Annotated in this window: 16 protein-coding genes; 13 read left to right on the forward strand and 3 right to left on the reverse strand. The window is 33.1% G+C overall.

Annotated features, from left to right (window positions below; translation table 11 throughout):
• The first annotated feature begins 35 nt into the window (after positions 1-35).
• The 4 genes from JOE44_RS03045 to JOE44_RS03060 all read left to right on the forward strand — a co-directional run bounded on the left by JOE44_RS03045 (position 36) and on the right by JOE44_RS03060 (position 5,461).
• On the forward strand, positions 36-2,201 hold the full coding sequence (locus JOE44_RS03045; RefSeq protein ID WP_209784280.1) for a M12 family metallo-peptidase: 2,166 nt from the start codon (positions 36-38) through the stop codon (positions 2,199-2,201).
• A 162-nt stretch (positions 2,202-2,363) separates the two neighbouring features.
• Positions 2,364-3,290 (forward strand): mevalonate kinase, encoded by a 927-nt coding sequence (locus JOE44_RS03050; RefSeq protein WP_209784281.1) that lies wholly within the window; start codon positions 2,364-2,366, stop codon positions 3,288-3,290.
• Between the two features lie 10 nt (positions 3,291-3,300).
• On the forward strand, positions 3,301-4,230 hold the full coding sequence (locus JOE44_RS03055) for a UbiA family prenyltransferase (protein WP_209784282.1): 930 nt from the start codon (positions 3,301-3,303) through the stop codon (positions 4,228-4,230).
• A gap of 64 nt (positions 4,231-4,294) precedes the next feature.
• On the forward strand, positions 4,295-5,461 hold the full coding sequence (locus JOE44_RS03060; protein ID WP_209784283.1) for a proline dehydrogenase family protein: 1,167 nt from the start codon (positions 4,295-4,297) through the stop codon (positions 5,459-5,461).
• Positions 5,462-5,909: 448 nt separating this feature from the next.
• Here JOE44_RS03060 and JOE44_RS03065 read toward each other — a convergent pair whose 3' ends face one another.
• Positions 5,910-6,446, reverse strand: a complete 537-nt coding sequence (locus JOE44_RS03065; RefSeq protein ID WP_209784284.1) for a helix-turn-helix transcriptional regulator — start codon at positions 6,444-6,446, stop codon at positions 5,910-5,912.
• 970 nt (positions 6,447-7,416) lie between these two features.
• On the opposite strand from JOE44_RS03065, the gene JOE44_RS03070 reads away from it, so the two are divergent.
• On the forward strand, positions 7,417-8,526 hold the full coding sequence (locus JOE44_RS03070; protein WP_209784285.1) for a M14 family zinc carboxypeptidase: 1,110 nt from the start codon (positions 7,417-7,419) through the stop codon (positions 8,524-8,526).
• Positions 8,527-8,699: 173 nt separating this feature from the next.
• Here JOE44_RS03070 and JOE44_RS03075 read toward each other — a convergent pair whose 3' ends face one another.
• On the reverse strand, positions 8,700-9,197 hold the full coding sequence (locus JOE44_RS03075; RefSeq protein ID WP_209784286.1) for a DUF4920 domain-containing protein: 498 nt from the start codon (positions 9,195-9,197) through the stop codon (positions 8,700-8,702).
• Positions 9,198-9,338: 141 nt separating this feature from the next.
• Between JOE44_RS03075 and JOE44_RS03080 the strand changes: the two genes are divergently transcribed.
• The 8 genes from JOE44_RS03080 (at position 9,339) to JOE44_RS03115 (ending at position 20,513) form a co-directional block, all read left to right on the forward strand.
• Positions 9,339-10,751, forward strand: a complete 1,413-nt coding sequence (locus tag JOE44_RS03080; RefSeq protein WP_209784287.1) for an amino acid permease — start codon at positions 9,339-9,341, stop codon at positions 10,749-10,751.
• 161 nt (positions 10,752-10,912) lie between these two features.
• A complete protein-coding gene (locus JOE44_RS03085; protein WP_105682166.1) occupies positions 10,913-11,353 on the forward strand; it encodes a GPW/gp25 family protein in 441 nt (146 codons plus the stop codon).
• A 24-nt stretch (positions 11,354-11,377) separates the two neighbouring features.
• Positions 11,378-13,261 carry a type VI secretion system baseplate subunit TssF gene (locus JOE44_RS03090; RefSeq protein ID WP_209784288.1) on the forward strand — a complete coding sequence of 628 codons (1,884 nt, stop codon included), beginning with the start codon at positions 11,378-11,380 and terminating at the stop codon, positions 13,259-13,261.
• Positions 13,262-13,600: 339 nt separating this feature from the next.
• Positions 13,601-16,432 carry an excinuclease ABC subunit UvrA gene (gene uvrA / locus JOE44_RS03095; protein WP_209784289.1) on the forward strand — a complete coding sequence of 944 codons (2,832 nt, stop codon included), beginning with the start codon at positions 13,601-13,603 and terminating at the stop codon, positions 16,430-16,432.
• A 77-nt stretch (positions 16,433-16,509) separates the two neighbouring features.
• Positions 16,510-18,726 (forward strand): hypothetical protein, encoded by a 2,217-nt coding sequence (locus JOE44_RS03100; protein ID WP_209784290.1) that lies wholly within the window; start codon positions 16,510-16,512, stop codon positions 18,724-18,726.
• Complete coding sequence (locus tag JOE44_RS03105; RefSeq protein ID WP_209784291.1) at positions 18,723-19,664, forward strand: hypothetical protein; 942 nt, start codon at positions 18,723-18,725, stop codon at positions 19,662-19,664. The genes JOE44_RS03100 and JOE44_RS03105 overlap by 4 nt, the downstream gene beginning before the upstream one ends.
• Positions 19,665-19,858: 194 nt before the next feature.
• Positions 19,859-20,263: a hypothetical protein gene (locus JOE44_RS03110; RefSeq protein ID WP_105682169.1), complete on the forward strand. Its 405-nt coding sequence runs from the start codon at positions 19,859-19,861 to the stop codon at positions 20,261-20,263.
• A gap of 115 nt (positions 20,264-20,378) precedes the next feature.
• Positions 20,379-20,513 carry a protein with bacteriocin-type signal sequence gene (locus JOE44_RS03115; protein WP_105682170.1) on the forward strand — a complete coding sequence of 45 codons (135 nt, stop codon included), beginning with the start codon at positions 20,379-20,381 and terminating at the stop codon, positions 20,511-20,513.
• A gap of 33 nt (positions 20,514-20,546) precedes the next feature.
• Here the strand turns inward: JOE44_RS03115 and JOE44_RS03120 are convergent, their stop codons facing one another.
• Positions 20,547-21,092, reverse strand: coding sequence for a DUF3828 domain-containing protein (locus JOE44_RS03120; RefSeq protein WP_209784292.1), 546 nt, complete (start codon positions 21,090-21,092; stop codon positions 20,547-20,549).
• Positions 21,093-21,138: the final 46 nt, after the last annotated feature.

Below are 21,138 nucleotides of genomic sequence, written 5' to 3' on the forward strand. Positions count from 1 at the left end.
AAAGTATTTGTAGTATTTTTAATGAAAAATTAATAATGCGAAAACTCCTTTTATTCAGCTCCTTTTTATGGGGCATCTTTTGTATTGCCCAAAATGTAAAACCTTTAGCCCGGAAAATCCATGAGTATGAAAAATTAAAGGTTCGTAACCATACCTATGACTTATTTAATCTAAAAAATACGGGCGATTTGTCTGATCTTAGGAGGATAGCAACCGATGCAGCTGTTTTTAAACTTGATCAAGCTCAGCTTAAAAAACTAATTCTTGAGAACCCCGAGTTTCTTGAAGTATCTTTTCCCTTTGATGGAAATAAAGAAATAACAGTTCAGTTATATAAAAAATCAATCTTTGCCGAAGGCTTTAATGTAAAAACGAAAAAAGATGAACGGGTTCCTTACAAGCCGGGAATCTATTATCGGGGTATTGTGAAAGGGAATGATGAATCTCTTGCAGCTTTTAGTTTTTTTGACAATGATGTTGTCGGAGTTATTTCAACTCCTGCTCTGGGGAATGTTGTTGTAGGAAAGCTTAAAAACTCCGAAGATTTTGTAAGTTATTCAGAAAATAAACTAACAGTACAAAACAGTTTTGTTTGCGAGGCAGATGAAATGATGGGAAACAAAGGGCAAAAAAACTCTCTTCAGCCTGATCAGCTTACCCCAAAGACAATAACTGATAATTGTGTAAGAACTTATTATGAAGTAGGATATAAACCTTACGAAAATAATGGTTTTAATATCACATCCACCGTTAATTGGATGACTGCTATGCATAATAATGTCGAAACATTATATTTTAATGATGATATCCGGATATCATTAAGTGAAATTTATGTCTGGACAACACCTGATCCATATACAGGAGGAGCTGATGCGAATTTAGCAATGTTTAGCAATAACAGGCCTCTGTTTAACGGAGATATTGCCAGTTTAATAATTTCACCTTCAAGTGGAGGAGTAGCCTATCTTAATTCTCTTTGCTCAGATTTGAAATATTGTTTTTCTCCCGTTCGTTCCTATTATGAACAGTTTCCATTGTTTTCCTGGAATATTTTTATAATTGCCCATGAAATGGGACATGGCTTAGGATCTCCCCATACTCACGCCTGTGCGTGGAATGGTAATAATACTGCTATTGATGGATGTGGAGCTCAGGCCGGATCTCAAGGAAGTACATGCCCCGGACCAATTCCGGGAAGCTCAGGAGGAACCATAATGAGCTATTGTCATTTGGTTTCCGGAACTGGAGTCAATTTTAGTAATGGTTTTGGGGCGCAACCTGCAGAACTTATAAGAAGTATCATTAATTCTAAATCCTGTCTTGGAACAAACTGTACTTCTTCATGTGAGATCACCGTCCTGGATGTCAGTGTTTCTGACGTAACTCAAAACTCAGCAGATATTTTTATTATGGATGGAAGTCTGTCATCCTGGAGATACAGACTTTGTAAAATTGACGGCACAGTTGTACAATCAGGAACTACTAATTCTAATAGCTTTATAATAAACAACCTTGAAGCGAACACCTATTACAATTTATTTGTAGGAAGCGAATGCTCAGGTCCATTGGCATTTCAGAAACACAGAACATTTTTAACAGATGGAAACTGGTGCTCAGGAGCACGGTTTACAGATTCCGGAGGTCTTTCCGGAGGATATAGTAATAACGAAAAGTTAACCAAAACTTTTTATCCACTTTCCAATTCCAAACTGACATTGTATTTCAGTGAATTTAATTTAGAAAGTTTTAAAGACTATATGTATGTATATAATGGACCTACAGCCGGATCTCCATTGTTTCCGAATGGAAATAACCTTACGGGTTCTTTGGTTCCCGGCCCATTTGTATCTACAGATCCTACCGGAGCTATTACCGTTGAGTTTTTTTCCAATGAATCAGGTACGGCAAATGGATGGAATGCAGGATTTTTATGCAAGTTTTTAGGAGTTGAAGATATTGAAACAAATAACAATACCGTTTCAATTTACCCGAATCCGGCAAAAACAATGATCATCATTTCATCAAAAGAAAATTTAAAATCCTATAAAATATTTGATGAAGCAGGGAGATTGGTGACATCAGCTTCTTCTCTGAAAGGAAGTAAAACAGAGATCAATCTATCTTCCATACAAACAGGAAATTATGTCATTAGCATTGAAACAGAGAAGCAGACGGTCAACAAAAAATTGATCAAACAGTAATTTCTCAATAAATTTATTATAAAAGCCTGATATTCTCAGGCTTTTTTCTTATTTTTAATCGGTAAAAGAATGCTGTAAACCTAAATAACTCATATTTCGGTCTGAGTTTTGCTTATATTCAGCGGAATAATTTTTAACTTTGCAAAAAGATTTATTGTCAATATGACCAACCCTTTATTTTATGCAAAAATAATTCTGTTTGGAGAATATGGAATGATTGAAGATTCCCAGGGACTTGTAGTACCTTACAGTTTCTATAAGGGAACTTTAAAATTTTCAGATTTAAGTTCTGATTTTGAACGTAATTCCAACAGACATCTGCAGAAATATTCAGACTTTCTTACAGCCCTTGATCTTTCCGATGATTTTAAGTTGGATATTGAGAGCTTCAAAAATGATATTTCAAACGGACTTTTCTTTGATTCCAATATTCCTCAAGGATATGGAGTAGGAAGTTCCGGTGCTTTGGTAGCTGCTATTTTCGAAAAATATTCAGTCAGCAAACTTAATCCTGAGAATATCTCAAAAGATAATCTTAAGAAATTAAAAGCTGTTTTTGGAGAAATGGAAAGCTATTTCCATGGGAAAAGTTCAGGAATGGATCCATTGATCTGTTACATGAATCTTCCCATTCTCATTGAAAATAAAGAAAATCTAGACAGGGTAAATATTCCCGAAGGAGAAGAAGGAAAAGGGGCAATTTTTCTGATTGATTCAGGAATGACGGGTGAAACCGGACCCATGATTCAGATTTTCTTTGAGAAAATGAAAACAGAAGGTTTCCGTAAAACCCTGAAGGAAGAGTTCATCCGCTACAATAATGCGTGTATTGAATCTTTCCTTAAAAAAGACATGAATCCATTCTTCAGAAATCTTAAAAAGCTTTCTCACTGGGCTTATGAACATTTCCGCCCTATGATTCCTGAAAGTATTTTTAATATCTGGAAAAAAGGACTGGATTCTAATGCCTACTATCTGAAACTGTGTGGAAGCGGTGGAGGCGGTTACATCTTAGGATTTACCAAAGACTACGCAAAAGCAGAAAAAATGCTTGAAGGCTTCCAAAAAGAAGTGATTTACAGATTTTAAATAGATTGGAATGAATTCTGAAAAAGAAACTTTCCAATCTAAAAACTATATCTCAAAATCTCTATTTTACAGATTTTCGCAATTCGTGGGGTTTTTACTCGGAGCACGCTTTTTTGTGGCTGCTTTGTTGACATTTGCGCTCTATGTTTCTACTTTTTTCCTGTTCAATCAGGATGAATCTTTCAGAAAATTCGTATTCGATTTCAAAGTACACGGTATTATTTTTTGCACCGTCCTTACCATTCTTGCGGGCGGCATTATCAACCAATTTTATGACCTGGAGAAAGATCATGTAGTAAAACCTTTCAGAACCAGAGTTCAGAGCTTCATCAAACAGAAATATTTTTTATATGCCTATCTGGCACTCAGTGTTATTTCTTTAGGAGTAGCCTGGATGATTTCTCATAATGTATTTGTTTTTTTTGTTGTATATCAGTTCTTTATGTGGTTTTATAGTCATAAACTGAGCAGAATACTGATCTTAAATAATCTTACTTTTGTCAGCCTCACCCTGTATCCGTTCTTTGGAATGATGGTATACTATGAAACCTTTTCAAAAAAGGTTTTCCTGATGGCTGTTTTTCTATTTCTTATCCTTTTGTGTATTGATATTGTGAAAGATACCCTTACCAGAAGTGTAGACAAAGCATTTGGATATACTACAATTCCCAATTATTTTAAAAGCCGGAATACAAAGATAATTCTGACTTCTTTATTAGCTGTTACCATGGCAGTTTCTATGAATATCATTACAAAAACTGGTATTACCGGGTTCATGGCTTACTATTTTGCAGGAGGACTTTTTGTAATGATAGTCTGTATTTACCTTCTTTTAAACGCATCAAGAAGAACTAACTTCTTTACATTGAATATATTACGGTTTTGGGTTTTCGTTGGAATCATAGCAATGCTTTTAAACGGGATAGAACATAAATTGTAAAAAAAATTCTTTAAATAAACTGTGGTTATTATTACCTTTGCATAACTAAATTTAATAAATAGGAATGCCCATTTTTAATGATACTAAAATTGCATTTGCAGACAAGTCTGATGCACAATTGAGAAAGGCTTACTGGATGTTTAAAATGATTGAACAGCCCGCTCTTACAAGCCTTGGAACATCTGTTCTGAATTTCACAGTACACAACAATTTTCCTTTCGTTACCGGAATTGTAAAAAATACCTTATTTGCACAGTTCTGTGGTGGAGAAACCCGTGAAGAAAGTATGAAAGTTGTGAAGCAGCTGTTTAAAAGAGGAGTTGGAAGTATTTTCGATTATTCTATCGAAGGGAAAGAAGATGAGGAAACTTTTGATGCTGTTTGCAAAGAAATTAAGGATATTGTAAGATTCTCAGTAGGAAATCCGGCAATCCCTTTTATTGTATTTAAACCTACTGCCTTCGGAAGAATTGATTTGTATGAAGCTGTTGGAAAAGGTGCAGAGCTTACTACAAGCCAGAAAGAAGAATGGGAAAGAGTAGTGAAAAGATTTGATGAAGTTTGCAGTCTTTGCCACGAGCATGATAAAAAAGTAATGGTAGATGCTGAAGAAACCTGGATGCAGGATGCGGCAGACCACCTTTGCGAAGAGATGATGGAGAAATATAACCAGCAAAAGCCTATCGTTTGGAATACCATCCAGATGTACAGAACCGGCAGGCTGGAATATATGGAAGCTAATCTTCAGAGAGCAAGAGAGAAGAACTACTACATCGGTTACAAAATCGTGCGTGGTGCTTACATGGAGAAAGAAAGAGCAAGAGCTGCGGAAAAAGGATATGCAGATCCTATCCAACCCACTAAAGAGGCTTCAGATAAAAACTACAATGCAGGAATTGACTTTGTAATGGATCATTTGGATAAGGTTTCAGCATTTTTCGGAACCCATAACGAAATCTCTTCTGAATTGATTATGGATAAAATGAAAGCAAAATCTCTTGAAAACGGGAATCCGCATGTTTATTTCGGACAGCTTTACGGAATGAGTGATAATATTACCTTCTATTTGTCAGATAAAGGCTATAACGTAGCTAAATATCTTCCATATGGACCTGTAAAGGATGTTGTTCCTTATTTGACGAGAAGAGCTCAGGAAAATACCTCTGTGGCCGGACAAACCGGAAGAGAGCTTGGACTGATTAAAAAAGAACTTGAAAGAAGAAAGAAATAATAATATTGTTTTCAATAAATATATCAGGCCTGCAATTTTGCAGGTCTTTTTGTTGGAATTAATAGGGGGGAATTTTATGGGAAATTAACAATAATCAACACAATTATATTATGGGTTAATCATATGTTAAAATAATCTGATTTTTATTGCTGATTTGATTTTAAATAATTATATTTGATAGAGCCATAAAAACTAACGTATAATAATATTTTCATTTACTGTTATAACTCCGCCATAAGAGAGAACTTCATCAATACGATAATCAATAATATCACCCTTATAAATAACCGAAATTATAAAAATATAGCATGGGAGCAGATGATTATAATAAGATAAAATTGCATCAGCTTATACCCGTCAAAATTTTTAAAAATAAAATAAAGCAATAGCTTTAGTTTTCTTCTTCAAATATTTTTTTAACCTGATCATTTTCTTTGATCAGGTTTTTTTAAGGCTCAAAACTTTCGAATTTTCCGTTTTCGTAGAACAAGACAATACGCTTTATCTTACTTTGTTGATTACCAAATAGTTGACCTAACAATTGTTCGCTGGTATTTTCTAATCGCTGAGAATCTGATATTTTTTCTGGTGCTTTATCTTGGGTTGGTATAAACGATTCTCCAGGACTTGGTTTTGGAGTTTCCATTTCCGTTTCATCACTTCCAAATTCATCATCATCATTCATCATGGTGAAAAGGTCGGGGAGTGGAGTTGTTTTTATTTTCTCTTCTTCTATTTGATCTTCACTAATTTCGATTTCTGGCAGTTGGGATTTCAGCATCTCACCTTCTCCAGTAACCAGCCAGTCCCAAAGAAGTTCCGGGAAACGGGATTTTATTTTTATGATAAACTCAAGAGACGGCTTGTTTCTTCCTGAAGTAATATGCGAAATGGATGAACGCTGTACGTCAATCTCATCAGCAAACTCAGAAGGGGTCAGATTGGAATACTCAATAATTTTGGAAATTCTTTCATTTAAACTCATAAAAATAAGCCTTTAATTATTTTACAAATGTAACATATATAATTTACAAATGCAAAACACAAATGTAAATAAATATAAATATTTTTAATATACATTTGTAACAAGAAAATAAAATATTATTAATCAATGTATTATAGTTAAATTACAATTGTATTTAATAATTATCTGAGGCTGCTATAAGATTTAGTAATAGGCATCCAGACCTTATTATTTGACTTTCTTTTTCCTAAAATATTAGTTTAATAATGTAAATTTAGGCTTTTTCACAGCTTATTTTGTCCCTTAAACCACTTCCTTTTCACTATTTACATTATTAATCTCTTTAAATCTGTTTCCTGAATGATTTATTCCAATAAATATCAAATTAAAGCCATGTAAAGGCTATTTTAAAGATGTTACATAGGTAAATTACTGATGTAAATACACTATTTTAAGCCAATATAATGGAGTAATAGGAGAGAATTAGTATTTCTGTTAAGCAACTATTTTTATGGTGAACAAAAATGGTCAAAATTAAGCGAATGGATTAAAAATTGAGGTTCCAATCTGATTCATTATGCACTTTACAAATGTATACAACGTTAAATATCTAAGCTTTCCACAATTTTTATGTTTAATAAAATACCCCTCAAAGGGTAAAAAACAGCAATTTTAAGCCTTAAAGTACTATTGCAAATAGTATTTAGATAAATTTCGTAACTTGCTGACTTTTAATTATTTAAATATATGATATTAAATTATTCGCAATCCACAATTTTATCCACAGACAATTTGTCTTTTGAGGGTGTTTAATAATGTTACAGGTGTTAATTGATTTCTAAACCTCTAAAAGAATAGGATTTAAATCTTGTAAACAAATTTCAAAACAGATGTCAAATGTAAATTTTTGTATTTTCACAATATTTACAAATGTTAATTTAAATTTTTGCCCAAAAATGGCTAAATTTGAATCTTGTAAACAATTCCCAAAATGAATTTTGAACAGATCTATTCTCAAAACCCCGATTTCTCAAATCGCTATATTTCCCCTGAAAAATTATTTTCTTACCTACAGAACAATCTCAGCGATTATATTCAGGAGATCGGAAGATCCTATTTAGATAAACCTATTTATCAGTTAAGCATCGGAACCGGAAACATTAATGTATTGGCCTGGTCACAAATGCACGGCAATGAATCCAATGCTACGCATGCCATGCTTGATCTTTTGGTGAGTCTTGATAAAGCTCCTGAAATGAAAGAGGATTTATTCGGTAAAATAAAACTGGATTTTATATTCATGCTGAATCCGGACGGATCGGAGAGATGGACCAGACTGAATGCAGCCGATATTGATCTTAACAGAGATTTTCATAATGAGGCTAGTAAGGAGATTAAATTTCTGAAAAAAGCTGCTGCTTCTAAAAAGTACGATTATGCATTAAATCTTCATGAGCAGAGAACCATTTTTACAACCGATGGTATTCATCCTGCCACTCTTTCCTTTCTGGCACCTTCTGAAAATGTAGAACGTACCGTTACAGAAAATAGAAAGAAATGTATGGCTGTGATCGGAAGTGTATACAACCATTTAAAGGAAATGATCCCTCATCAGATTGGAAGATATTCTGATGAATTCTATCCGACTTCTACAGGAGATAACTTTATAAAAGCCGGAATGCCGACAATTCTATTTGAAGGCGGACATTTTGTGGATGATTATACCAGAACAGGAACAAGAAAGTATTATACAATTGCTCTTTATTATGCCTTGAAAGCAATCAGTGAACTGAACTCTGATATTACTGGATGGGAAAATTATCTTGAAATTCCCGAGAATAAAGAAACGCATTATGATATTATTTACAGAAATGTAAAACTAAACACAGAACATGAATGTATTTTGGATATAGCGGTTCAGTTTAGAGAAATAAAAGAAGAAGGAAAAGGTGAAATCTCATTTATTCCTTTCGTAATGGAAGCAGGAGATGTAAAGCAGAGAAAAGGCTGGCTGGAAATAGACTGTACCGGAAAGAAATTTATTTCTGCAACTAAATATCCGAAACTGGATACTGTTGTGGATTTTAAAATAGAAGACTAATAAAATCGGCTGCCCCGAAGGACAGCCGATTTTATTTTTTTATCTAATTTCTAAAAGTTTATATTCAATAGGAATGGGCTTTAGCCCATTTAATTTAAATAAAAATTCATATGGCTTTAGCCAAAACCTAACTTTGGAAATATAAAATTTAGATTTTATTCAATGATTCAAGCTTAGTTCACAACTTTAATTCCATTAGCAACAAACCTGATCTCTTCCTTAGGCTGTGTAATCGCATCAATTTCAGATTGAGGCTTCTTAGCATCTTCCGCATAATGTTTCTGCTCATTCACAGAAGTTACTTTTCTTTCTGCATTTCCTTCTAATACAACGTTTTTCCCTTTTAAGGCTGTAGGTACGAAGAAAGCATAGTCTTTCATTTTTACAAAAAACTTAGAATTGTCTTCTGTCTGGATGGTAAGCCAGCATCCTTTTTTATCACAAACATCGGTTACTTTTCCTTTAACAGATACATTTTCAACTTTTTTGTTATCTTTTTTAAGCTGCTTATTCAGTTTTTCTACTGTGATTGCTTTGGATTCAGCAGAAGAATTTACCTGATCTCCGTATGTATCACCTACCAAGGCTTTCCCTTCCGGTGGACCAGATTGGGCAAATGCTAACGAAGAAGCTGTTAAAGCTGCTGCAAATAATATCGCTTTAAATTTCATGTTTAATATTTTTCCAAAAATACTAATTAAAATTGAATCATAACGGAATAAAAAATGACAAAAAACAGGTGTTTTAAGGAATTTTCAATAAAATTCAAAATCAAAGACAGATTTGATTATATTTGACTCCTATACTTGACTATGCAAAAAAAACTGAAACTATGGGATGCCATTATGCTTGTGATGGGATCCATGATCGGAAGCGGGATCTTTATTGTAAGTGCTGACATGATGAGGAATCTGGGATCCGGATACTGGCTGATTGTGGTGTGGATCATTACAGGAATAATGACGGTAGCCGCAGCCATAAGCTATGGAGAACTGTCCGCATTATTTCCGAAAGCCGGAGGGCAATATACCTATCTCAAAGAAATTTTTGGTAAAAGAATGGGATTCCTTTACGGATGGGGATTGTTTACGGTAATACAAACCGGAACAATTGCTGCAGTGGCAATGGCTTTTGGAAAATTTACAGCGTATCTGATTCCTTCACTTAACGATGCTGCACCTATTTTTCAAAGCGGTGAATTTAAAATTACATGGATACAGATTCTGGCCATTGGTGTAATTCTGCTGCTTACCTATATTAATACCAGAGGAGTAGAGAGTGGTAAAATCCTCCAGAACATCTTTACCGGTTCCAAAATTATTGCATTGATAGGTTTGATTGCTGCCGGTTTTATATTGGTAGATATCTCTCATTTAGCAGAAAACTTTAGCTGGGGTACAGATTCTTTTAATAATCTGAAAAAAGATATAAGTGGTAATTTTCTTAAAGAAGGCTGGGAACCCATTGGTGGAATGACTCTTCTCGGTGGAATTGCAGCCGCAATGGTAGGTTCTGTTTTCAGTTCTGTTGCCTGGGAAAGTGTAACATTTGTTTCCGGGGAAATTGAAAACCCTAAAAAGAATGTAGTAAAATCAATGATTTATGGTACTTCTGCTGTTATGATCCTTTATATAGCGGTAAACTATGTATACCTAAATGCATTGGACAGAGACGGAATTGCTTTTGCAGCGAATGACAGAGTAGCAGTAGCGGCTTCACAGAATATTTTTGGAAGTGCTGGTACTATTATCATTGCTCTATTAGTAATGATTTCCACATTTGGATGTAATAACGGATTGATTTTGGCGGGAGCAAGAGTTTTTCAGACTATGGCAAAAGACGGAATGTTCTTTAAATCTGCCGAAAAAAATAATAAAAATGAAGTTCCGGAAAATGCACTTTGGATGCAGGGTGTGTGGGCTTCAATTCTTTGTCTGAGTGGGCAGTACGGGAATTTATTGGATATGATTTCTTTTGTAATTGTTCTGTTCTACATGATTACCGTATTTGGAGTTATTTATTTAAGAATGAAACAACCAGAACTGGAAAGACCTTATAAGACATGGCTTTATCCGGTAACACCTGTTATCTACCTTTTAATAGGAACCTGTTTCTGCATTTTACTGTTAATCTATAAACAACAATATACATGGCCTGGTTTTATTTTGGTACTGCTGGGACTTCCGGTGTACTATTTTATCAACCGGAAAAAAGCGGATGCTTAATGTAAAATAAAAATATAACAGATTACAGGGCTTTCAATTCAGTTTGAAGGCTCTTTTTTTGAATAATATTTTAAAGTATTGTCATCATTATTTGGTGAAAATGCGTATTTTGGTATTCCGTTTTTAGATAAGCGGGAACCATGAAGTAAAAACAATAAGTTATGGATACACCAAATTACAGAATGCCTTTCGTACCGTCTACTTTAATGACCGAAGGCGGAAGTATCGATACCTGCGATATGGGGGAAAGTATTGCCCACAATATTATGCTGCTGATCACCACCAAAAAAGGGGAGAACAGATATGATGAAAACTATGGAAACGATGTTTGGAACCTTGAATTCGATAATGGAGTCACAAGTGCCATCTGGGAAAGCGTTTTTATCAAAAGCTTAAGGAGACAGATTCAGGAATATGAACCCAGAATCGTCAACCCGCAGATTGATGCTCATATACAATTTGTAGAGCACAGCTACGATACTAAAGAACACACCGAAATTAAAAAGAAAGTAAGAATTGCCATCAATGCAAAAATGGAAGAATCAGGGGAACGTTTCAGTTTTTCAACAGAGTTGTTTCTAAGTCCAATGTCTATTGATTAATATTTTTAACAGCGAAAGAAAATTATGAATTTAGATCAGAATATTTATTCCAAAGAATCTGTAAAAGCAAGAATGCTGCAGAATGCAACTAAAGTATGGGGATTGAGAAGTCCGCAGTCTTTAGATCCTTTTGTAAAACTGTTGATAGATGCTTTCAGTACAGAAGTTTTCAAAGCGAATAATGAAATACAGACAGTAAATGCCCGTATATTGGAAAAACTGGCAAAACTTCTTACCCCGTCTATTTATACCCATCCTATTCCGGCTCATTCCGTGGCTTTTACACAGCCTTATGAGTCTTCCGAAGTTTTATTGGAACACACGGAGTTTTTCTTCCGTAAGCAGATGACTTCTACGATAAAATCAGAATCAGATAAACAGCTGAATATTCCTTTTACTCCGGTAGGAAATGTAAGAATTAATAAAGTTCACACGTCCATCATGTTTGTAGGAAATACCTGCTACAGTATTGATGACAGATTCAATAAAATTCCTATTGCAAGATTTCAGGGAAGGCCTGAAGATTACAGAAAAATCACAATAGGAGTGGATGTAAGCAAATATGTAAGTGAAAACTTTCCAAAATATCTGAGCATTTTCTGCTCTAATCCTGCTTTTGAACACCTTGATTTTGTTTATAAATTATTGCCGTATATCACGGTGTCAAGCAATGGTAATCCTTTATTTGTGAGAGAAGGACTGAGTTATTTAACAGAAAACCAAAATGATGGCTACGAACAGATGTTCAAAGAGCAATCCATCCGGAATAAAGTGATTGAAGATATTAAAAGTATCTATCGTCATAAATTTATTGAGGTAACAGGAATTTCTCAAAGTCTTTTTTCAGAACCGGGACAGCTTCCTCAGAATCTTGATTTTCTTGCAGGAAAAGAAGAAATTACCAAATTCCTGGATAATAAGAGCTATCTGTGGCTTACCTTTGAGTTTCCACCACAATTTTCGGCAGAAATACTTGACAATTTTTCCTTTGTTCTGAATGCTTTTCCGGTATACAACAGAGGTTGGAAAAAAACAGAATACAGCCTTGATATCATGGGAAATAATATTCCTTTGGTAACCGATGAGGGTGAACATTTTCTTTATGTAGATGAGGTACAGGATGGTGACGGAAGAAAGTATACCGAAATTCCTTTTACTCCGGCTGATGATCTTAAAAAAGGTTTGTATACCGTAAGAAAAGGAGGCATGGAACGTTTCACAAGCAGAAATGCTGTGGATATGATTGCCAATGTTCTGGAATTGACAAGAGATGAAATTGCCGCATTTTCCCTTTTGAACAGAGATAATGTAAAAGGAGTTCTCAGCGAAATGTCTGACAAAATGAAAACCATGGTTCAGAAAGTGAACAATGCCAAAAGGAATATCAGGCAGGAATTGAATTATGTGATCATGGAACCTGTAGAAAAAACAGACCATACCTATGCTGCTTTTTGGATAACGCACTGTACGCTTGCCAATCATATGCGTCCGGGAACTGAACTTTCCAATCAATTAAAGTCACAAACTGTTGTACTGCTTACCGAGACATTGGGAGGAGCTGAAGAACAGAAGGGAACAGACAGTATTCAGGCTTACAAATACGCACTGACAACCAGGGATAAAATCATTTCTTTGGAAGACGTTAAAAACTATTGCCGCATGATTCTGAAAGATGAGGTAAGAGAAGTAAGAGTAAGAAGAGGAACAATGATCAGCAACAAGCCTAAAGAAGGTTTTGTAAGAACAGTAGAAGTAGAGATTATTCCGCAGAACTATTCTTTCTATGGAAGAGCCTATTGGGAAAATATGGCCAACATTATCAGAAACCAGATCATTGCCAAAGCCATTGACGGAATTGAATATATTGTAAGAATAAATAATGAAGATGTTGATTTCCAGGATATGTAAACCTTTTGGGAACACACCATTCGTTTAAAATATAAATGCCGTAACAGATACGGCATTTTTAATGTAATATTGAATTATATCTATAGGAACGGGCTTTAGCCCGTTTTTTATTACATAAGATTTCGCATAAGCTTTAACCCAATCATAATTACCCGGAAATATCAAATCATTTTCGGAAAAATTCAATCCTGTTAATTTCAATATGGAATAAAAAAATATTCATTCCCAACATACATTAGGTTTTTTTTATAAAACTTTTATGCCTTTTAAATTCAAAAAAATTGCATAAAATTCCGTATTTTTGCACGTTGTGATTTTCAGGCAAAATCATTCCGGATTATGAGCAAATCAACAGAATATATAGAAGTTTACGGAGCACGTGAACACAACCTTAAAAATATTAATGTTAAAATTCCACGCAACGAATTGGTCGTTATTACAGGCCTTTCCGGAAGTGGAAAATCGTCATTGGCTTTTGATACTATTTTTGCAGAAGGCCAGCGCCGTTATATTGAAACATTCTCTGCCTATGCACGTCAGTTTTTAGGCGGGCTGGAGCGTCCTGATGTAGATAAAATTGAAGGACTTTCTCCGGTGATTGCTATTGAGCAGAAAACGACCAATAAAAATCCACGTTCTACTGTGGGGACAGTTACCGAGCTGTACGACTTTCTGCGTCTTTTGTATGCAAGAGTTTCAGATGCGTACTCTTTGTCTACCGGACAAAAATTGGTAAGCTATACCGAAGATCAGATTCTTGAAACCATCAAAGAAAACTATAAAAAAGAAAAGATCATGCTTTTGGCGCCAGTGGTGCGTTCCAGAAAAGGGCATTATCATGAACTTTTTGTACAGATGGCTAAAAAGGGCTACGGACAGGCAAGAATTGATGGTGAATTACAGGATATTGAATATGATTTAAAACTTGACCGTTATAAAACCCACGATATTGACATCGTTATCGATCGTTGGATTATCGGTGAAAATGCTTCGGAAAGCAGAATGGAAAAATCATTGCGTACTGCAATGGAAATGGGAGAAGGTATTATTGGAATTCAGAAACTGGGAAGTACAAACATCGAATACTTTTCCAAAAACCTGATGGATGCAGAAACGGGACATTCTCTGGCTTTGCCTGAACCCAATACATTCTCGTTCAATTCACCCAAAGGAAGCTGCCCGAACTGTAAAGGATTGGGAACCATCAAAAAGATCAATACGGATTATTTCATAGACAATCCAAAATTATCCATCAATCAGGGAGGATTATTACCGCTGGAAGATATCAAGTCCAACAAATGGATTCTATCGCAGATCAAAAATATTCTTGAGATCTTTGGATTGGGATTAACAACACCGCTTCAGGATATTCCGGAAGAAGCATTGGATTATATCTACAACGGTTGTCACAAAGAATTTAATAAAGACCTGAAATACGCAGGAATTACCAAGAAAATAAAAATTGGTTTTGACGGGCTTATTGCTTTCATGGACGAAATTATCGACGAGAGAGAATCTTATGAAGCCATTTTGCTGGAAAGACATTTCACCACAGAAGAAACCTGCCCGGAGTGTCATGGTACCCGTCTTCAGCCTTCAAGTTTAAGTTTTAAAATTGACGGAAAAAATATTGCTGAGGTCAATGGATTAAGCTTAGCTGATTTAAAAGACTGGTTAGCTGATGTTAAAGATAAATTTTCAGAAAAAAATAAAATCATTGCTCATGAAATCTTAAAAGAGATTGAAACCAGACTTCAGTTTTTACTGGATGTAGGGCTGGATTATTTAAGCTTGAGCAGAAGTTCAAAAACCCTTTCGGGAGGAGAATCACAGAGAATTCGTCTGGCAACACAGATCGGTTCTCAATTGGTGAATGTGTTGTATATCCTTGATGAACCAAGTATCGGACTTCACCAGAGAGATAATGAAAGGCTGATCCATTCTCTGAAAAACCTTAGAGATATCGGAAACTCTGTATTGGTGGTAGAGCATGATAAAGACATGATTCTGGAAGCTGATGAGGTATTGGATATTGGTCCAAGAGCCGGAAAATTTGGTGGAGAGATCCTTTGGCAGGGAAAACCGAAAGATCTGTTGAAAGCAGATACCATCACTGCTCAATATATTAATGGTAAAAGAAAAATTGCAATTCCTGAAGAAAGAAGAGCGGGAAGCGGTAAAAATATTGTTTTAAAAGGTGCTACAGGAAATAACCTTAAAAATGTTACCCTGGATGTTCCACTTGGTAAGTTAGTAGTAGTAACCGGAATTTCAGGAAGTGGAAAATCTTCTTTGATTAACGGAACACTATATCCTATCCTTAACAAACATTTCTACAGAGCGGTTCAGGAACCTTTACCTTACAAAAAGATCGAAGGGCTGGATAATATTGATAAAATTGTAGATGTAGATCAAACACCAATCGGAAGAACGCCACGTTCGAATCCTGCTACCTATACCGGAATGTTTACCGATATCAGAAACCTTTTTGCAGAATTGCCGGAAAGTAAAATTCGTGGTTATAAACCAGGTCGATTCTCTTTCAACGTAAAAGGCGGAAGATGCGAAACCTGTCAGGGAGGAGGATTGAAAGTGATTGAAATGAATTTCCTTCCGGATGTATACGTTCATTGTGAAACCTGTAACGGAAAACGTTTCAACAGAGAAACCCTGGAAGTGCGTTACAAAGGAAAATCCATCTCTGATGTTCTGGATATGACGATTGATGAAGCAGTAGATTTCTTCCAGCCGATTCCTAAGATTTTTGCAAAAGTAAAAACATTACAGGATGTTGGATTAGGATATATTACCCTTGGACAGCAATCAACGACGCTTTCCGGAGGTGAAGCGCAGCGTATCAAGTTAGCAACCGAACTGTCAAAAAGACAAACCGGAAATACCCTTTACATCCTTGATGAACCCACTACAGGACTTCATTTTGAAGATGTGAAAATCCTGATGGATGCCATTAACCAATTGGTAGAACTTGGAAACTCGTTCATCATCATCGAACATAATATGGACGTCATCAAATTAGCTGACCATATTATTGATGTTGGACCGGAAGGAGGGAAATATGGAGGACAGATTGTAGCACAGGGAACTCCTGAGGAAATTGTGAAGTCTAAGAAGAGCTTGACTGGGAAGTTTTTGAAGAGGGAATTAGAATAGAATGATAGAAATATATTACGGAAAACCACAATGAAAATTGTGGTTTTTTTATTTACTTTTGGAGAAAACGATAATACATGAGCTTTAAACTTTTAGCGATTAGACCATTGAAAGGTTGTAATCCAAAATTTCTTAAGAATTTAGAAGAAGGAAGAATTTATAAGTTTTATAATGATTATAAATTTTATAATGGAAAAGAGAGGATTGATGATTTCGATTATGAAATAGATATTAATTCAATTAGAGATGTTGAGCGAATTGAAATAGATGAAACATTACCAAAAGACTTTTTTGGAAAGAATATTAATATCTCAGCTATTGTTGGAAGAAATGGAAGTGGAAAAAGCACTTTGATAGAAATTTTAATAGCTTCGATTGTAAGTTTTTCATTAAAAATAAAAAAAGATTTCATCATTCCGGGGGACTTGTATGATAAAGAGAACTCCAATTATCATGACAATGTTAGTAAAATTACAAATAGCCTTAAAAAAGATTTAGAAAAAATAAATATTGAGTTTTATATTTTGACTAATAGTAATAATCTTTATGAAGAGAATAAAAAAATAAAATTTCAAGAACGAGTAGAGGTTATTAGACAAATGAAAATAAAAAATAATATATTTTCTTTCACAGACTATAAAGAAAATTTTGATCAAAAATTTTTAAAAGTAAATGAATTCAAAATAGATTTATTAACTGATGATGAATATGAAAATAATTATACGAAATATAATTTTCTAGAAGACTTTGTTTATTCATTAGTTATTAATTATTCACATTATAGTTTCAATAATAGCGAAATAGGCGAATGGATAAAAGGGGTATTTCATAAAAATGATGGATATCAACTTCCAGTTGTAATTAATCCTTATAGAAATAATGGAAATATTGATATTAATATTGAGAAAAATTTATCAAAATCACGTTTTTTAATAAATATATTAAAGGAAAAAGTATTAAGAAAGGTCAATGATGTAAAAGAAATTTCTCATGTCTATATAGAGTTTAATAAGGATAAATTTTTATTGAATGATCAGAGGTTAGGAGATTTAAGAATTGATATCCCTTATTTAGAGAAAATAGAAATCTTAAAAATAATTTTAGATGTATTCTTTCAAGATGAGGATAATAATATTTTAGAAATTCAGGATAAAAAGTTTTTTGCTTATAATTTAGACTATATATTGCTAAAGTTAAAAAAAATGACAAATTATCTAGTATATGCTGACTTTAATGATTTATTTATAGAAAACAATAGCAATGAAATTGTAACATTCAAAATAAATTTTAAAAGAAATAAGTTTAAAAGATATATCAATGCTTTATATAGAGATAATAGCCATAATACAGATAAGTTTAATCAAGCACTTTTTTTTATTAAGACTCATTATATAAATGAAGACAGCTTGATTTTAGAAATAGATGATTTGGCAAATCTGATTGTAGAAAGTGGTAAAGTTGCCTATAAAAATATAGAGAAGTTCCAAAATGAAAGTTTGGGAATTAATTTTAATTATAATATTAGACACATTTTGCCTTCATTTTTTAATTTAGAATATTTATTTAATAAAGAATATTCTGAAAATAATTTTTCAAATTTTAGTTCTGGGGAAAAACAAATTATTTTTTCAATTCATTCTGTATTATATCATTTAAGGAATATAAAATCTGTAACAACTTTACACGGTGATTTGGAAAGCGAGCCAAAGGAAATTAAAAAGCTTGTTTATTATAAAAATATAAACTTAATTTTTGACGAGATTGAAATTTATGCTCATCCTCAATTTCAAAAAGAACTTATTAAAAGATTTCTAGATAGTTTAAATGCTATTGATTTGCGATATGAATTTTTAAATGTTCTTTTAATAACTCATTCTCCTTTTATTTTATCTGATATTCCCAAACAAAATGTTCTTTTTCTTCAAGTAGAAAATAATATTTCAATTTCTAAAGATTTTAGTAAAAAAAATACTTTTGCAGGCAACATTTCTGAACTCTTGGAGGATAGTTTTTTTTTAAGTGGGTTGACTGGAAGTTTTGCTAAATCTAAAATAGAAGAAGTAATAATATGGTTAAATGATCAAGAATATAAAAAAAATAACAACTTAGAACTAGAATCTTCAACTAGAGATGGTTATAAAAGAATTATTGAAATGATAGATGAACAAATTATCTATTACAAATTAAGAGAAAAATATTTCGAGTTATTTCCGGAAGATTTTGAAGAAGATCAAAAAGAAAAAATTTTTAAGAAGTTAGCGAAAGAATTGGGATATAAAATTGAAAGATCATGATTTATATAGATTTTAAGAAAAAAGCTTTTGATTTTCATAATAAAATTGTAAAAGATATTTTTAATAATATCATAACAAAAAAATACATAGAGAGAGGAGATAGAACGCATAGAAATAAAGTTTATATAAATACAGATTTTTTAGATTTTTTAAATGAAAATAAAGACGAATTAATTGGTGGTCTTCCAACTAAATTATTTAATTTACATGAAGAATTTAAAAAGCTAACACTTAATAATGATGAGAATAAAAATATTAAAAGTTTTTTATTAGAAACAGGGTATAAAAATTTTCAAAAAAAACATTCGAAAGATTTTTTAAATTTTATAGGAATAGATACATGTATTTATTGTAATAAAAATTATACTTTAAATATCAGTAAAAGTCATGCAAGAGCAGAGTTGGATCATTGGTATCCGAAGAATGAGTTTCCATTATTAGCATTATCCTTTCACAATTTAATTCCTAGTTGTCATTCTTGCAATCACATAAAAGGAAAAGCCGGAGATTGGTCAAAAGCTTTAGAAAAATTTGTTCATCCTTATTTCAAAGAAGCTGATGAAGGATTTAGTTTTGATTTTTTTTATAATCAAAAATTAGATTCATTAAAAATCGAAGCGAAAGCATATAAAAAAAGTATTAAAACAGGAGAAACTCTTGAGTTTAATAAAATTAAAGAAAAGTATAATGCTAATGCAGAAAAAGAATTAAGAGATTTATTAGATTTAAGATATAAGTATTCTAGTAATTATATCAAGATTTTATCAGAAAGTGCTTTTATGGGACTTAGAATTAGTAAAGATGAAATTTATAGATTAGTTTTTGGGATAGAAATAGAGGAAGAAAATTATCATAAACGACCCTTTAGCAAGTTTAAAAAAGATATTATTGACAAGATATTGTTAATTGATGATATTGGTTATAAAAGGAAAACCTGATTTTATATACTATAATTTACCTCCCAATATTAAATTTTTAATTATTTTTAAAATTTATTACGTTGATAATCAATTGATTAAGTTTTAATGTTAACTCAATGTTAACTGAATGTAAAATTAATATGAATTATTTTTAATAACTTTGGGTAAGAGATACAAAAATAGGTTAGTATAACATTTAAAACCAGTTAGTTATGAAAAATAGAATTCAAATATTGATGGCTTCACTTTTCGTTTGTGGATTTGCTGCTGTTTTGAACACTGCCAAAGCCCAGACAACAGATCATAATACCATTCAGGAAATTCAGTTGAATAGAAGTGAAACATTTAATGATATTAGAAATAAATTAGAAGCCAACTTTGATCTTACCAATCCTGATTACAAGCAGGGAACCGTAAACTCAGTGGTGAAGTTTGATATTGCAAAAAATGGTAAAATTGTAAATGTTCACTCCACAGGAGACTGCAAAACTGTAAGCAAAGAAATTGAAATGGTATTAAGCGACCTTGATTATAAAGTAGATCGTAAAAAACTGACTGAAAATATGGTTGCTTATACTTACGTAATGCCTGTGACTGTAGAGATTCACAACAGATAGTATTGATTGCATATTATTCATGAAAGTGTGAATAATGAAAACTTATCAGATTAAGTTGTAATAAAGAATAAAGGACAAGGTTTTAATTTTGGGCTACCATAAAAATTAGAACTATATGAAAAATTTAAAGAAACTGACAAAGTCAGATTTGAAGTCAGTGTACGGAGGAGAGCCAAGAAAATACTGTACATTTTGCGAATGGGCAAATAAAGTAATTTGCAGTGATATTCCAATCGTTCAATGTCCGTAAAAAAAAATAAAGCCGCTTTTATAAGCGGCTTTTCTATTGCTGTGCACTTTGCACAAATTCGGTTAATCTTGTTTTAAGATTTTTAGAATTTCCTATCTTATCAAAAGTAATATTATCTATTTTCCAACCTTTCTCCGTATTGATCAGATGTACGGTATCCATCCAGGTTTCTTTAGGAGTAGCGGAATTATATTCAAATGCTACCAGTGCTTCAGCAGTTTTATCCTGTATCTTGACAGATTTAATTTTATAACTGGTAAATCCTTCATACAAACTGGAGAAAATAGCGCCTTCGAAAATTAAAGGTTTTTCATCAGGATGATCACTTTTTTTAACTTTTTCAATATCCGCTTTTGAAGCATTGATAGCCTCTTCCAATACTTTTTTTAAATCCTTGGAAAACAAATCCTCAGAAATCGGCTGGTTGTAAATGGCCTCATTGGACTTGCCATACTGAGTGTAAAGTTCGTTTACTTTTTCATGGATGACAGCATCAGGAGACAAAGTGGGTTGCGTTTCTTGTTTTTTGCAGGATAAAAAGAACAGAAAGATTCCTAAATAGAGAAATAATTTTTTCATGTAAGTTTATTTTTTGTGGTGTAATGAGAATCCCAAGGTCAAAATT

It is taken from the genome of Chryseobacterium sp. PvR013 (genome assembly GCF_017833095.1).
GTDB lineage: Bacteria > Bacteroidota > Bacteroidia > Flavobacteriales > Weeksellaceae > Chryseobacterium > Chryseobacterium culicis_A.

What these genes read in the sequence shown, in the direction of transcription:
- JOE44_RS03045 (WP_209784280.1), top strand. Translation starts at nt 36, where the DNA reads ATGCGAAAACTCCTTTTATTCAGCTCCTTTTTATGGGGCATCTTTTGT.
- JOE44_RS03050 (WP_209784281.1), top strand. Translation starts at nt 2,364, where the DNA reads ATGACCAACCCTTTATTTTATGCAAAAATAATTCTGTTTGGAGAATAT.
- JOE44_RS03055 (WP_209784282.1), top strand. Translation starts at nt 3,301, where the DNA reads ATGAATTCTGAAAAAGAAACTTTCCAATCTAAAAACTATATCTCAAAA.
- JOE44_RS03060 (WP_209784283.1), top strand. Translation starts at nt 4,295, where the DNA reads ATGCCCATTTTTAATGATACTAAAATTGCATTTGCAGACAAGTCTGAT.
- JOE44_RS03065 (WP_209784284.1), bottom strand. Translation starts at nt 6,446, where the DNA reads ATGAGTTTAAATGAAAGAATTTCCAAAATTATTGAGTATTCCAATCTG.
- JOE44_RS03070 (WP_209784285.1), top strand. Translation starts at nt 7,417, where the DNA reads ATGAATTTTGAACAGATCTATTCTCAAAACCCCGATTTCTCAAATCGC.
- JOE44_RS03075 (WP_209784286.1), bottom strand. Translation starts at nt 9,197, where the DNA reads ATGAAATTTAAAGCGATATTATTTGCAGCAGCTTTAACAGCTTCTTCG.
- JOE44_RS03080 (WP_209784287.1), top strand. Translation starts at nt 9,339, where the DNA reads ATGCAAAAAAAACTGAAACTATGGGATGCCATTATGCTTGTGATGGGA.
- JOE44_RS03085 (WP_105682166.1), top strand. Translation starts at nt 10,913, where the DNA reads ATGGATACACCAAATTACAGAATGCCTTTCGTACCGTCTACTTTAATG.
- JOE44_RS03090 (WP_209784288.1), top strand. Translation starts at nt 11,378, where the DNA reads ATGAATTTAGATCAGAATATTTATTCCAAAGAATCTGTAAAAGCAAGA.
- uvrA (WP_209784289.1), top strand. Translation starts at nt 13,601, where the DNA reads ATGAGCAAATCAACAGAATATATAGAAGTTTACGGAGCACGTGAACAC.
- JOE44_RS03100 (WP_209784290.1), top strand. Translation starts at nt 16,510, where the DNA reads ATGAGCTTTAAACTTTTAGCGATTAGACCATTGAAAGGTTGTAATCCA.
- JOE44_RS03105 (WP_209784291.1), top strand. Translation starts at nt 18,723, where the DNA reads ATGATTTATATAGATTTTAAGAAAAAAGCTTTTGATTTTCATAATAAA.
- JOE44_RS03110 (WP_105682169.1), top strand. Translation starts at nt 19,859, where the DNA reads ATGAAAAATAGAATTCAAATATTGATGGCTTCACTTTTCGTTTGTGGA.
- JOE44_RS03115 (WP_105682170.1), top strand. Translation starts at nt 20,379, where the DNA reads ATGAAAAATTTAAAGAAACTGACAAAGTCAGATTTGAAGTCAGTGTAC.
- JOE44_RS03120 (WP_209784292.1), bottom strand. Translation starts at nt 21,092, where the DNA reads ATGAAAAAATTATTTCTCTATTTAGGAATCTTTCTGTTCTTTTTATCC.